The sequence below is a fragment of the Thioalkalivibrio paradoxus ARh 1 genome, from assembly GCF_000227685.2.
Taxonomy (GTDB): domain Bacteria; phylum Pseudomonadota; class Gammaproteobacteria; order Ectothiorhodospirales; family Ectothiorhodospiraceae; genus Thioalkalivibrio; species Thioalkalivibrio paradoxus.
Genome location: NZ_CP007029.1, coordinates 3303866 through 3317843, shown reverse-complemented (window position 1 = coordinate 3317843; position 13978 = coordinate 3303866). Strand labels below are relative to the sequence as shown.

Annotated in this window: 9 protein-coding genes; 2 read left to right on the top strand and 7 right to left on the bottom strand. The window is 67.8% G+C overall.

Features of this window, described 5'->3' with window-relative positions; genetic code table 11:
- Nucleotides 1–30 precede the first annotated feature (30 nt).
- The 3 genes from THITH_RS14940 to THITH_RS14930 all read right to left on the bottom strand — a co-directional run bounded on the left by THITH_RS14940 (nt 31) and on the right by THITH_RS14930 (nt 4377).
- Nucleotides 31–3492, bottom strand: a complete 3462-nt coding sequence (locus THITH_RS14940) for a mechanosensitive ion channel domain-containing protein (protein ID WP_006747003.1) — start codon at nt 3490–3492, stop codon at nt 31–33.
- A gap of 124 nt (nt 3493–3616) precedes the next feature.
- Entirely contained in the window at nt 3617–4108 is a 492-nt protein-coding gene (locus THITH_RS14935; protein WP_006747004.1) for a DUF192 domain-containing protein, read from the bottom strand.
- On the bottom strand, nt 4105–4377 hold the full coding sequence (locus THITH_RS14930; protein WP_006747005.1) for a heavy-metal-associated domain-containing protein: 273 nt from the start codon (nt 4375–4377) through the stop codon (nt 4105–4107). The genes THITH_RS14935 and THITH_RS14930 overlap by 4 nt, the downstream gene beginning before the upstream one ends.
- A gap of 79 nt (nt 4378–4456) precedes the next feature.
- Here THITH_RS14930 and ilvD point away from each other — a divergent pair, with 79 nt between their 5' ends.
- Nucleotides 4457–6325 carry a dihydroxy-acid dehydratase gene (ilvD, locus tag THITH_RS14925; protein ID WP_006747006.1) on the top strand — a complete coding sequence of 623 codons (1869 nt, stop codon included), beginning with the start codon at nt 4457–4459 and terminating at the stop codon, nt 6323–6325.
- 21 nt (nt 6326–6346) lie between these two features.
- Here ilvD and THITH_RS14920 read toward each other — a convergent pair whose 3' ends face one another.
- The 3 genes from THITH_RS14920 to THITH_RS14910 form a co-directional block, all read right to left on the bottom strand.
- Nucleotides 6347–7060, bottom strand: coding sequence for an FKBP-type peptidyl-prolyl cis-trans isomerase (locus tag THITH_RS14920; RefSeq protein ID WP_006747007.1), 714 nt, complete (start codon nt 7058–7060; stop codon nt 6347–6349).
- 128 nt (nt 7061–7188) lie between these two features.
- Nucleotides 7189–9276, bottom strand: coding sequence for a DUF1631 family protein (locus tag THITH_RS14915; RefSeq protein ID WP_006747008.1), 2088 nt, complete (start codon nt 9274–9276; stop codon nt 7189–7191).
- 97 nt (nt 9277–9373) lie between these two features.
- On the bottom strand, nt 9374–9970 hold the full coding sequence (locus THITH_RS14910) for a DUF502 domain-containing protein (RefSeq protein WP_006747009.1): 597 nt from the start codon (nt 9968–9970) through the stop codon (nt 9374–9376).
- Nucleotides 9971–10107: 137 nt separating this feature from the next.
- On the opposite strand from THITH_RS14910, the gene THITH_RS14905 reads away from it, so the two are divergent.
- Nucleotides 10108–11823 carry a potassium/proton antiporter gene (locus THITH_RS14905; RefSeq protein ID WP_025367612.1) on the top strand — a complete coding sequence of 572 codons (1716 nt, stop codon included), beginning with the start codon at nt 10108–10110 and terminating at the stop codon, nt 11821–11823.
- A gap of 27 nt (nt 11824–11850) precedes the next feature.
- Here THITH_RS14905 and THITH_RS14900 read toward each other — a convergent pair whose 3' ends face one another.
- Nucleotides 11851–13860 carry a UvrD-helicase domain-containing protein gene (locus THITH_RS14900; RefSeq protein WP_025367611.1) on the bottom strand — a complete coding sequence of 670 codons (2010 nt, stop codon included), beginning with the start codon at nt 13858–13860 and terminating at the stop codon, nt 11851–11853.
- Nucleotides 13861–13978 lie beyond the last annotated feature (118 nt).

Genomic DNA, 13978 nt, shown 5'->3' with positions numbered 1-13978 from the left:
TCCGGTGCCCCGGGCGCGCTCCCCGGCCGGTCAGGATGCCGACGGCGACGAATCCGGGGCCTCGGCCGGTGGGTCCGTGCTTCGGAACGGCGCTCGGGCCATCGGCGCGACATCGCGAATATGCAAATCCATCTGCGGATACGCGATCTCGATCCCCTTGCTGCGGAACTCCCGAATGATCGTCTGGTGCAGTTCGCTGATCGTGACCAGCCGGTCCTTGAGCTGGTCCACGTACACGCGCATTTCGAAGCTCAGCGCGCTGTCGCCGAATTTCAGGAACAGCACGGTGGGGGGCGGATCCTTCAGTACCAGCGGGCTGGCCTCGGCGATGTGCTGCAGGGTCTCCATCACTTCGTCGACATCGGCATCGTAGCTGACGCCGACCGGAAGCACGATCCGGGTCATGGTGTCGGACAGCGTCCAGTTGATCAGGCGCTCGGTAATGAAATTCTTGTTCGGAATCACGATCTCGCGGTTGTCCCAGTCGACGATGGTCGTCGCGCGGGTGCGGATCCGGGCCACCGTGCCGCTGTACTCGCCGATGGTGATCGTGTCGCCGACGCGTACCGGGCGCTCGAACAGCATGATGATGCCGGAGACGAAGTTCGCGACCACCTCCTGCAAACCGAAGCCGAGGCCCAGCGTCAGCGCTGCAACCATCCACTGCAACTCGCTCCAGCGCAGCCCCAGCAGCGAGAACACGCTGATCACCGCCACCACCGCCAGCACGTAGCGTAGCAGTGTGGTCACGGTGTACCGACCGGCCGCGTCCATCCGGGTGCTGCGCGAGAGCAGGATCTCCACCAGGCCCGGAAGATTGCGCGCGGCCAGCGTGAACAGTACCCCGAGGAAGATCGCGAGCAGGAAGTCCTGCAGGCTCACCCGGCTGATGATCTCGGTCTCGCCGACCACGATCGTGCGCGACCACAGCGTGACGCGTTCCAGCCAGGTCAGGGCGGGCAGGATGTCGGCCCACACCCAGAGCAGCGCCAGTACCAGCACGGCCCCGGCAGTGACACGCAGCAGGGTGCGGGTTTGCTGGTTGATGTTTTCCACGCTCAGGTGGGGTTCGGGCAGGTCGATGACTGCGCCTTCCCCGACGGCGCTGCCCGAGTCCAGAGCCGCGGCCTTGGCACGCTGCTCGCGCATCCTGCGCATCGCGAGTCGCGTCTCGCTGAGCACCAGCGCCCGGGCGGCCAGGCTGTAGCCGAGCCAGGCGGCGGCGACGACGACGACGGTGTTGATGATGCGGCCCAGCAGTTCGGACACGGTCAGCAGGTAGCCGGCCAGCGTCAGCCCGATCAGTCCGATCGCGACTGCGGCCAGCGCCAGGCGCACCAGTCGCCGCCTGCGGTCTTGTCGCGGGTCCACCTCGGCATCGGTGCGGCGGGGGGCGAGCATGCGCCAGGCGAACAAGCCGGTCAGCACCACCGCTGCCAGCAGCCCCATACGGCCGAACACGTCGAACACCAGTTCGCTGGGATGGCCGAACGCAAGCGCGAGGAAGATGATCAACGTGAGCTGAGCGGGCAGGTACCAGGCCAGATTCAGGCGCAGCCGGCGAACGACCAGCGGGTTCCAGTCGAAGTGGGCCATGCCCACGCCGTTGCGGCTGGTGAACAGCAGGAACAGGTGGCCGGCGAGCCACCAGATCGCGGTTCCGAGCAGGGCCGCTGCCAGAATCTCCACCCCCGGTCCGATCTCCGGCAGCCGTTCCAGTCGCAGGCTGGTGGACAACAAGAGCAGCGGTACCGGCAGCACGCGCAGCAGACTCCAGCCCATCGCCTGGAACGTCAGCCCGATGCGGTCGCTGTACCGGTGACTGGTCTTCTCCGCCAGCCGCGCCAGGTGCTGAGGTGTTCCCCGGCCCCAGAGGAACAGCAGGCCGGCGATCAATACCGTCAGCAGCGTGCCCCAGGGGCTTCCCGCAGTGATGGTATACAGCGCATTGCGGATCTCCTGCCAGGAGGCCGGGTCCAGCAGCGCGAGCAGCGCGGCCGGCAGCTGGGCCGACCAGTCGATTCCGACCGGCACGTGGCTGGGCCACCAGAGCAGCGACTCGCGCAGCAACTGGGCCAGCTCGTCGACTTGGGCCACGACCACGCGCAGCCGGACCTCGGCCAGGCGGAGATGCTCGGTCAGCTGCTCGTCGGCCTGCAACTGGGACTGGATCACCTCGCGTTGCAGGCGCCGCAGCTCTGCCTCGGACGGGTCGTCGGCGATCGCCGGCAGGACTGGCGGCAACGCGCGCAGTTCGTCACGCAGGCTGATATCGCGCAGCCGGGACTGCGCGAGTTCGCGCTCCAGATCGCTCAACAAAAAGCGCAGGTCCTCGATCTGCCGCAGCCGGCGTTGCTCCTCGAGCAACAGGCCGCCCAGGATCTCGGTCAGGCCGCCGATCTCCAGGCGCTCGCGGACGCTGGCCAGCGTGTCGGAGATATCGGTCTCGATCTGTGCGAAGCGCTCGCGTTTTTCCTGAAGCGTGCGCACGCGTGCCTGGGTATGGGCGATCCGGTCGATGCGCTGAAGCAGCAGTTCGATCTGCGGACCGAAGCGCTCGGCCGCTTCCGGATCGCGTTCGACCAGGCGCCGGATCTCGCCACGCAGCGCACGCAGTTCCTCACCCGAGCGTTCGGCCAGTTCGAATGTCAATTGCCGGAGGCGTTGAGCCGCCCACACGCTCTCCGCTTCCAGTACCCGTGCCTCGAGCCGCAGGATCTCGATGCGCGCCGGGAGCGTTTGGGAGTCGAGCTGGGCGGCGATCACCCGGGCCTCGGTGCGCCGGTCCAGCGCCTGTTGCCAGGCATCGAACGCCGCGGCCAGTGCAGGCTCATCGAGCGGGCCCCACGGCGTGACCTCCAGTTCCGCCTCGCGCTCCTGGCGCAGCCGTTCGATCGTTTCGTCCTGAGTGCGGACCTGCTCTTCGAGGCGCAACAAGGTCTGTTGCTTCTGGTCCCGCTCGAGCGCGATCTGCGCCCGCCTGCGGTCGAGAGTGGCGATGTCGGCCTCGATCTCGCTCAGACTCCGCCCCTCCGGCACGGTGTCCACGATTCCGATCGGGCCGACGTCGAGCAGGTTGGCGATCTGCTGGTCCGCCTGATCGAGTCTTTGGAAACCCGCCAGCGCCAGATCGGCGCGGTCCAGTGCGCCACGCAGCCGTTCGGTGGCGGCCTGCTCGTGCTCCAGCGCACCCTCCCAGAGACTACGCGAAGGCGGGTGGTCGGCCGCGGCCTCGGCTCGCTGCGTCAGCCGCTCGACGGGGCTGCGTTCGAGCCACTGCTCGGCAGGAGCGAGGTCGATCGCCTCGATCAGGGGCTCGAGCCGCTCGCGTCCGCCGCGCACCTCGGCACGCAGATCACGCAGCTGCTGCGCGGTGATTACCGGCAGTGCGGCAGCTCCATGGTCGTTGCGTTCCTGAGCGGCTAGCGAGCTGACCGGCAGCAGGAACAGCAGCAGGAACAGCCGGTACAGGAAAGTCACAGATCGGCGCACGTTCGGATCCCGTTGGCGGCCCCGTGGCTACCGCCGCTCATAGGTTGCGGGTGCGGGCAAAGCGGTGTTCGCCCAGGGCGGCGGGTTCGCGTAACGATGCGGGCTCCCGGGGATGCCAGCAACGCTACCCGCCTGAAGGCCGGAGTGGCTGCGCGAGCAGGCGCCCGAGATCCGGGATGTGGTCGCCCGGGCCGACACCGTGGCGTTCGAACCAGCCCTGGTTGACCTCCAGCGCGTAGCGCGCGCGCCCCTGCGAGTGATGCGGTTCGAGCGTCCGCGGTTCCATATCGGCAATGTTCAGGATGCGGAAATCGCGGTCGAGAAATGCGACCGACAGCGGGATAACCGTGTTTTTCATCCACATCGCCACGACCCGATCCCTGGGCCAGACGAACAGCATGCCGTGGTCCTCCGGCAGGTGTTCGCGGAACATCAGCCCGCGGCTCATGGATTCCGGAGTGGCGGCGATCTCGATCGTCAGCGTCTGGTCGGCGATGCGCAGTTCCGCGACCGGCAGGCCCGCGGCGGCGCTCGCGGTCGCGGAAAGCAGCAGCCAGACCCCGGTGCAGGCCGCGAGCCACTGCGGGATGCCGGCCGCGCGCCTGCGTGCGCTCATTCGCTGCCCATGCGCCCGACCGCGCAGCTGACGAAGGACTTGGCCTTTGCGCCTGCCGCCTTCAGACCCTGCACCGAACCCTTCTCCGGATAGCCCATTGCCGCGAGACGCTCCGCAATCTCGGCGCGACGCGTCTCGTCGGCCTGGAACTCGACGACGCCGCCCTCGATGTCGACTTCCACGCGGTCGATCCCTTCGAGTTCGAGCAGGCCCTTGCGGATGCTGTTCGCGCAGCCGCCGCACTTGATGTTTTCTACTTCGATGCGCATCGGGATCCTCCGGGTTTCGCCAGACCTTAACGGGAAATTGTATCATTCCGGTTTCCACGAGTGTTCAAGGAACTCCGGCATGCCTCAGTACCGTTCCCGCACCACCACCCACGGACGCAACATGGCCGGGGCCCGCGCCCTCTGGCGCGCCACCGGCATGACCGACGGCGATTTCGGCAAGCCGATCATCGCGATCGCCAACTCGTTCACCCAGTTCGTGCCCGGCCACGTGCACCTGAAGGATCTCGGCCAGCTGGTCGCGCGCGAAGTGGAGAAGGCCGGCGGGGTGGCCAAGGAGTTCAACACCATCGCGGTCGACGACGGCATTGCGATGGGACATGCGGGCATGTTGTACAGCCTGCCGTCGCGGGAGCTGATTTCGGACGCGGTCGAGTACATGGTCAATGCGCATTGTGCGGATGCGCTGGTCTGCATCTCCAATTGCGACAAGATCACGCCGGGAATGCTCAACGCTGCGCTGCGCCTGAACATCCCGGCGGTGTTCGTGTCCGGCGGCCCGATGGAGGCCGGCAAGGTCGTGCGCGACGGCAACGTGCTGCATCTCGATCTGGTCGACGCGATGGTGGTGGCGGCCGACCCGAACCAGAGCGATGCCGACGTCGAGGCCTACGAGCGTTCCGCGTGCCCGACCTGCGGTTCCTGCTCCGGGATGTTCACCGCGAACTCCATGAACTGCCTGACCGAGGCGCTGGGGCTGTCGCTGCCCGGCAACGGCTCGCTGCTGGCGACGCATGCCGGCCGGCGCGAACTGTTTCTGGAGGCCGGGCGTCTGGTCGTCGATCTGGCGCGCCGCTACTACGAGCAGGACGACGCGTCGGTCTTGCCACGCTCGGTCGCGAGCTTCGCGGCCTTCGAGAACGCGATGGCGCTGGACATCGCGATGGGAGGCTCGACCAACACCGTGCTGCATCTGCTGGCCGCGGCCCGCGAGGCCGGGGTCGACTTCACGATGGCCGACATCGACCGGCTGTCGCGCCAGGTGCCGAACATCTGCAAGGTGGCGCCGGCCACGCAGAAGTACCACATGGAGGATGTCCACCGCGCCGGCGGTGTACTCGGCATTCTCGGCGAACTCGACCGGGGTGGGCTGGTGCACCGCGACGTCCCGACCGTGCACAGCGCGAGCCTCGGCGACGCGCTGGACCGCTGGGACGTGATTCGCAGCGACGCGGAACCGGCCCGCACTCGCTACCTGGCCGCACCCGGTGGCATTCCGACCCAGGTTGCGTTCTCGCAGGATGCGGTCTGGGACGACCTCGATCTCGACCGCGCGAACGGCTGCATCCGCGATATCGAGCACGCCTATTCGCGGGACGGCGGTCTGGCAGTGCTCTACGGCAACATCGCGGTCGAGGGCTGCATTGTGAAGACCGCGGGGGTCGACGAGTCGATCCTGACGTTCAGCGGCCCGGCGCGGATTTTCGAAAGCCAGGATGCCGCGGTCGACGCGATCCTGGGCGACCGGATCGCCAAGGGCGACGTGGTGATCATCCGCTACGAGGGCCCGAAGGGCGGGCCCGGGATGCAGGAGATGCTGTACCCGACCAGCTATCTGAAGTCGAAGGGGCTGGGCAAGGACTGCGCGCTGGTCACCGACGGGCGCTTTTCCGGCGGCACCTCGGGCCTGTCGATCGGGCATGCCTCGCCCGAGGCGGCGCAGGGCGGGGCGATCGGCCTGGTCGAGGACGGCGACCTGATCGATATCGACATCCCGCAGCGGCGGATCGACGTGCGGGTGTCGGACGACGAGCTGGCGCAACGCCGCGCGCGCATGGAAGCGCGGGGCGAACAGGCCTGGAAACCGGTGAACCGCGACCGCGTCGTGAGCCAGGCGCTGCAGGCCTATGCGCTGATGACCACGTCGGCATCGCGCGGCGCGGTGCGCGACGTCTCGCAGCTGCTGGGCCGGGCGGCGGCTCGGGAGTAGCCGCCACGCCACGGTTGGAGGTCAGCCCCGATGCGCCCCTTCGGCGATGTCGCGGTTGACGTCCCGCCCTTCGGCGATCCAGCGGGTGATGCCGTCGGTTACGTTGTAGATTTGTTCGAAGTGCAATTGTTCGGCGAGCGCATGTGCCAGCACCGCGGTGCGGCTGCCGGTGCGACAGATCAGCGCCACCGGCTCGTCCTTCGCGACCAGCTTCTGGAATTCGGAGATGAATTCCGATTCCAGCCGGCCGAAGCCGTCGAACGCGGTCAGCAAATGGCTGCCCTCGACCACGCCGGTCTGGCGCCACTCCTCGGGACGGCGGATGTCGACGACCTTCACGCCCCGGGCGATCATCGCGGCCAGGCCCTCGCTATCCAGCTCCGAGTACGGCGGGGTCCGGACCTCGAGCAGCTCGATCTCGAAGCGCAGCGTGGCGTTCGGGGGGATCACGCCACCGGCTCCGTGTGCCCCGTATGCGAGTCCCGGTGGGATGATCAGTTCCCGGACCTCACCGACGCGCATGCCCTGCAGCCCGCGTTCCCAGCCGGGAATCACCCGGCCGGCGCCGAGCGGTAGCGTGAACGGCTGGCCGCGGTCGCGGCTGGAATCGAACTGGGTGCCATCGTCGAGCCAGCCGGTATAGTGCACGGTCACCTCGGCATTGGGCGCGGCCTCAGGGCCGTTGCCGGTCTTCAGCACACGGATCTTCAGTTCGTCGGCGTTGGCAGTCGTCATCGGCGGGCTCGGCTATGGGAGAAGGCGCGACGCAGCGGCCGGCTGCTTCGGGAAACGGTCGCGAGTCGAGCGCGGATTCTGACAGCGTTCGCACGGCGGGCAAAGTTTCCGGCTTCCCGGCCGGGGACTCAGCGCAGGATCGCGTCGAGCGGATTGTCGTCCGGCAGCATGCGCATCCGGCCCTCGCGGAGTTCGTTCGCAACCCCCTGCAAGCTGTGGCGGCGGTCGGAACCGCCGTCGAGCGAGACGAACAGGAAGCTCCGGGTGGCCTCCCCGCGCCACGCGAGGGCCATGCGCTGCAGCCGGCCGTCGGTGCGGTCTACGAATTCGCACCAGTCGCCGACACGGATGCGGTTGGCCTCGAATACGTGGATGTCGTCGAACTGCGACAGCAGATCGGGGTCATCGTCGGGCAGACGCACCGATTGTCGCGTGCGCAGGCTCTGATGCGGGTCGAAGCGGGCTGCGTTCGGCGGTGGGCGCAGGTGCTGGAGGTGTGCCTGCCCGAGCCGGGCGACCATCGCGCGAATCTGGCCTTCGGGAATGCCCGAGTGCTGGGCGTCGGCCAGGGCCTGCCGAACCAGTGTGTTGACCTCGGACGGGCTGGCCATCCGGCAGATCGCCCGGACCACGGCCCGGATGTCGGCATCGAGCTGCTGCTCGCCGTCGGGGAGCCGATCCAGGATCTCGCCCCATGCGCCGGCAATCTGTCCGGCCGCGTCTTCGGGCAGAGACGCTCCGGTTTCGAGTACGCAGACCGTGACTCCGCGGCAGGCGCGTGCGATGTGCTCCTTGTGGCGCAGTGGCCAGATGCGGTCCTGCTGCAACTCCTGCCAGCGAGCCCAATCCCGCTCCGTCTCCGATGACCAGTCTGCCAGCAGAGCCTGCGCCTGCGTGCGGTCCATGGCATCGGCCAGTGCACGAAGCCGGTCGCCAAAACCCTGTAGCCGCTCGAGGTAGTGCCCGACTGCGCCGCTGGGGTCGTCCCGGCAGTCCGGCGTGATGCGGGCGCCGGCGTTGATGACGTCTCCGAGCCAGGTCCGCAGCGGGTGCCGGCGCTCGCGGAAGAAATCCAGGTCTTGTGCCGCAATGGTCGACAACGAAGGCAGGATCGCCAGTATCGCCTCCTCGGCCCCTGGATGGAACCCGATCTGCCGGAAGCTCTGGCGGAGAGTCGTGTCCAGCAGGTCCCGGATCAGCGCGTGCAGCGACTCACGGGTGGCCGGGGCAGCACTTATTCCCGAGCCTGCAGCAGGAACCGAGGGATACTCGGCGCTCGCCGTGTCCCTGTCGGTCTGCGCGCCGGCGGTGCCGGTCGTGCCGCCGGAGCCCATCGCGTGCAGGCGGCTGCGGGCCCAGTGCGCCCACGCGTCCGGATCCTCGCCGCGGTCCGGCATCGGCGTTGGCCCGGGCTGGGAAGGGGCGATTGCGGCGCCTTGTGCATCCTTACCAGAGCGTCCCCCGGTGCCCAGTTCTGGCAGGCGGTAGTCGCTCCAGGACGCCGAGGGCGCCGCGTCCGGGCCTGGTGCGACGGTCGGTGCAGGGTCTGGCACCAGGCCGCAGCCCTCGACCGCCTCGGCCACCGTGGCCAGTACGCCGCCCCCCGACTGTGTCAGGCACTGCACGTATGCGGCCATCAGTTCCAGCGCCAACCGACTGCGGCCCAGGTACCGTTCGGCCGCCTCGAACAGGCGTTCGAACCAGTGCAGCGGCGACCAAGGCGCCCAGTTGGGGTGTTCGAACCGATCGTCCTCCCGTGCCGCCTGAAACAGGATCAGATGGGAATAGCCGTTCTCGCTGCGGATCAGAGCCTCGAGGCCGTGGCGCAGCGAGCGCCGAGTAGTCTGGTAGTCGTCGAGTATGGCGAGGCCGCTGTGGTCGCCTGCGAAGCTGATCCCCGAGAACTCGTAGGTGGGCGGGTAGCGGGTGTCGCGAAGGTCGCGACGGATGGCGGCTTCGAAGTCGCGCGCGATCGGAAACCGGCCCAGTTCCAAGCCCCAGCGGGCATGTTCGCTGCCGTGCTCGTCGAGCGAATGCCCGGAGGTCCAGTGCTGGGTGGTGCTGCGCAGACACTCCGCGAGGTGTTCTGCCACGACCGGTACGATCGTCAGCGCGAGTTCCTCGCGCTGTTGCGGGCTCAGGCCGGACAGTCCCTTCCAGCGCGGTTTCCCGGCAGTTGAGGTTGCAGCAGTGTCGTTTCGGTCATTTCCGGGCATCGCGGTTCGTTCCCGCCGGCGCAGGACTGCGGGTGTGTCGGGCGAGCGGTTGCCGGCGGATCGAATCGATCGGCTCATCTACGATGGTGCAAATGGGTCACGCGCCGTTCCGGTGTGCCGAAACGCCCGCAGTCAGCGTGTAGCGCATCGCGTCCTCCAGCGATAGGTCGAGCCGCTCGACCTGGTCGCGCGGCAACATGATCGTGTACCCCCCAATCTGATAGCTCATCGGAAGATAGACCGCTATGCGGTCGTCCGAGCCGAGTTTTTCGGGAAGTCCGTCGAAATTTTCGCGGGTCACGAATCCCACCAGCCGGTAATCGGTGCCGGGTAGAGTGACCAGTACGGCGGATCCGAACTGTTTCTGAATGTCGCCGGAGACGACGTTCATCATGTCGCGCACGACGCCGTAGATCGTCTTGACCACCGGGATCCGCTGCATCCATGCCTCGAGCCAGGCGAACAGGCCCTGCACCAGGTACGCGCGCAACAGCACGCCGATGCCGAAGACCAGCCCGATCGCGATGATCAGGCCGAGCCCCGGGAAATACAGTACGTCGGGAAGCAGGTGCTGCAGCGCGCCTCCAAGCAGGCTTTCGGCCGTCGATCCGAGCCACCATAGCAGCGCCACGGTGATCGCGATCGGCAGGATGGCCGCGAGGCCGGTCAGAAAGGTGCGAGTGAAACCTTTCACAGGGTCTCCTCCGAAACGAGTGCGCCGCCACTGCGGCAGGGAATGCCAGCCAACACTTTACCGCAATGTTTCCGGGAGCCGAAAAGCGCGCCAGCGCGCGGTCCGCGCCGGCCGGTCGATCGGCTACCATGACCGCCATGGACTGGACTCACCAGGTGATCTTCTTCGGCGCGCTGGTCGTGCTTGGAAGCATCCTGTCCAGCGTGGTGACCTCGCGCCTGGGGGTGCCGCTACTGCTGGTGTTCCTCGGCATCGGCATGCTGCTGGGTCCGGAGGGCCCGGGAGGCCTGGTCTTTGAGAACATCCAGCTGGCGCACCTGTTCGGATCGGCCGCGTTGGCCGTGATCCTGTTCGACGGGGGACTGCGTACCCCGGTGCGCAATTTCCGCATCGGACTCAAGCCAGCGCTGGGTCTGGCCACCGCCGGGGTTGTGCTGACCTCGGGCCTCACCGGCCTGTTCGCGTACTGGTGGCTGGGGTTGTCCTGGCTCGAGTCCTTGCTGCTGGGGGCGATCGTCGGATCGACCGATGCGGCCGCGGTGTTCTCGCTGCTGCACTCGCGCGGGCTGGAACTCAAGAGTCGGGTCGGCACCACGCTGGAGATCGAATCGGGGAGCAACGATCCGATGGCGATCTTCCTGACCATCGTGTTGATCGAACTGATTCTGATGCCCGATGCCACGTTCGGCTGGCTGGTCGTGGTCGAGTTCGTGCAGCAGATGGGGCTCGGTGCCGCTTTCGGCCTGCTCGGCGGGTTACTGCTGCTGGGCGTGATCAACCGGCTGCCGATGGCGCCCGGTTTTTTCCCGCTGGCCGCGTTGGCCGGGGCTCTGCTGATCTTTGGGGTGACCGGGATGCTCGGCGGCAGCGGCTTCTTGGCGGCCTACCTCGCCGGCTTGGTGCTGGGCAACCGGCCGATGGAGTCGAGCCAGAACATCAAGCGTTTCCATGATGGCATCGCGTCGTTGTCCCAGATCGGCATGTTCCTGATGCTGGGAGTGATCGTGACCCCGTCGGAACTGCTGCCGGTCGCGCTGGATGCAGCCCTGCTCGCCGCGGTATTGATCCTGCTGGCGCGTCCGGTTGCGGTCGCCGTCTGCCTGGCCCCGTTCCGGTTCCCGTGGCGCGAACAGCTATTCATCGGCTGGGTCGGCCTGCGCGGCGCGGTCCCGATCATCCTGGCGTTGTTTCCGCTGCTCGCCGGGCTTGATTCCGCCGAGTATTTCTTCCACGTGGTGTTCTTCGTGGTGCTGATCTCGCTGGTCGTGCAGGGGTGGACGGTCGCGCCCGCAGCGCGCTGGCTGGGGCTCGAGCTGCCGCCGACCAGCGCGCGGGTGCAGCGCACCCAGCTGGACATCCCGGGCCAGCAGGAGATGGAGCTGATCGGCTATCGGCTTGCCGACAACACCCCGGTCGTGCGCGAGGCCTGGTCGAACTTCCGGCTGCCATCCAGCGCCCGCGTGGTCGCCCACCTGCGTGGCGGACGGCTGCTCGATGGTCTCGAGGTGCTGGACCTGCGTGCCGGGGACCACCTGTTCATCATGGTGGCGCCGAACGACCTGCCGGACCTCGACCGGCTGTTCCTCGCGGCCGAGATTCCCGAACGTCTCAGCGAACGCAGCGTGTTCGGCGAGTTCGTGCTGAACGGCAATGCCCAGCTCGGCGCGGTGGCGGTGGCCTATGGCGCTGCGGTGCCCGCCGACGATCGTGGCCGGACGCTGGAAGAATTCCTGCGTGCCCGGCTGCCGGCGCAGCCGGTGGTCGGCGATGCCGTGGATCTGGACCGGGTACGCCTGGTGGTGCGCGAGATGGAAGGCGCGCGCATTACCCGCGTCGGCCTGAAGCTGCTCTGAAACCGCCGCCGGCGCGCGACTTGCCGGTCAGCTGCGGAGCATCGCTTTCAGGCCCGCGAGATGCGCCTTCGCGGTCATGCGCTGGGTTTCCGGGTCGGGCGGTTTCGCGTCGGGCCATTCCAGATGATCCGCGGGGAGTTCGTCGAGGAACCGGGAGGGGACGCAGTCGATCGCCTCGCCGTAGCGCGCGCGCCGTGCGGCGTAGGTCAGTGTCAGCGTCTCGCGCGCGCGGGTGAGCCCGACATAGGCCAGCCGCCGCTCCTCCTCGACGGAGTCTTCCTCGAGACTGACCCGATGCGGCAGCAGTTCCTCCTCGAACCCGACCAGGAACACATGCGGGAACTCGAGCCCCTTCGCGGTGTGCAGCGTCAGCAACTGAACGGCATCCTGGTCCTGTTCCTCGCGCTGGCGCTCGAGGATATCCATCAGGCTGATGCGCGCCACCACGTCCTCGAGTCCCAGCGTGTCGCCGTCCGGCGTTTCGGGGCGGGCGACCCGGCCGATCCAGTCGATGAACTCCCGCACCTGTTCCATGCGCCGGGCCGCGGCGCGGGGGTTCGGGCTGGTGTCCATCAGCCAGGCCTCGTAGTCGATTTCGTCGACGACCCGTCGCAACAGCCCGTCCGGAGTATTGGACTCCGCCAGCCCGCGCATTTCGCCGACCCAGTCGTTGAACCGGGACAGGCGCAGCTGCCCGCGGCTGTCCATGTGTTCGCCAAGGCCGATCCCGCCGGCGGCCCGCAGCAGCGAACAACCGCGCTGGTGGGCATGCTGTCCGAGCTTTTCCAGCGTCGCCGGACCGATCTCGCGTCTGGGCACGTTGACCACGCGCAGAAACGCCGGGTTGTCGTCGGGGTTGACCAGCAGGCGCAGGTACGCCGCGAGATCGCGGATTTCGGCACGCTCGAAGAACGACTGCCCGCCGCTGATCCGGTAGGGGATCGCCTGTTCGCGCAGCAGTTTCTCGAACGGCCGCGACTGGTGATTGCTTCGGTACAGGATCGCGAAGTCCGCCCAGCGCGCCCGCAGCCGGAAGCGCTGGCGCATCAGCTCGGATACCACCCGCGCGGTTTCGGCTTCGGCATCGGAGCAGGCGATCACCCGGATCGGCTCGCCTTCGCCCAGCGCGCTCCAGAGGCGCTTCTCGTACAGGTGCGGGTTGTGCCCGATCAGCTGGTTGGCGGCCGCGAGGATGCGGTTGGTCGAGCGGTAGTTCTGCTCCAGCTTGATCACCTCCAGGCGGGCGAAATCCTGCTGCAGGCGGGCGAGGTTCTCGGGCCGGGCGCCGCGCCAGGCGTAGATCGACTGATCGTCGTCGCCGACCACGGTCAGCCCGGGGCTCACGCCCACCAGTAGCTGCACCAGCCGGTATTGGGCGCCGTTGGTGTCCTGGTACTCGTCGACCAGCAAGTGCCGGATGCGATTCTGCCAGCGCTCGCGCAGCGTCGCATCGGCGGCCAGCGTCGCCACGGGTCGGAGGATCAGGTCGTCGAAATCCACCGCGTTGTACGCCGACAGCGCCTGCTGGTAGCGCCGATAGACGCGGGCCGCGAGCTGCTCCTCGGGATCCGCGGCGTGGCTTTCGGCCTGCTCGGGATCCACCAGCGCGTTCTTCCAGGCGCTGATGCGAGCGAGCAGCGCCTCCGGCACGCCAGGGTCGTTGTCGCGGTGCGTGATCTCGCGCAGCAGTTGGCGGCAGTCGCCTGGGTCCAGCACCGAGAACCCGGTGCGCAATCCCGCCGCGTCCAGTTCCCGGCGCAGGAAGTTCAGGCCGAAGGTGTGAAACGTCGACACCGTCAGGCCCCGTCCCTGCTCGCGGTCCAGCCGGCCACGGATGCGCTCGAGCATCTCGCGCGCGGCCTTGTTGGTGAAGGTGATCGCGACGATGCTGCGCGCGGGCAGACCGCGCCGCTCGATCAGGTAGGCGATCTTTTCGGTGATCACGCGGGTCTTGCCGGAGCCGGCGCCGGCAAGCACCAGCATCGGACGGTCGGCGGTGGTGATCGCCGCGCGTTGTTGGGGGTTGAGTTCGAGCAACGGAAGGCCGTATCGGTTGTCGGGGGAGCGGGTGGGGCACCATCCCGCAGCGGAATCTCCTATGATAAGTCACGGGGCCTCGAATTCGAGGCCGGCAGCGAGGCCCCCGCGTGGAAGG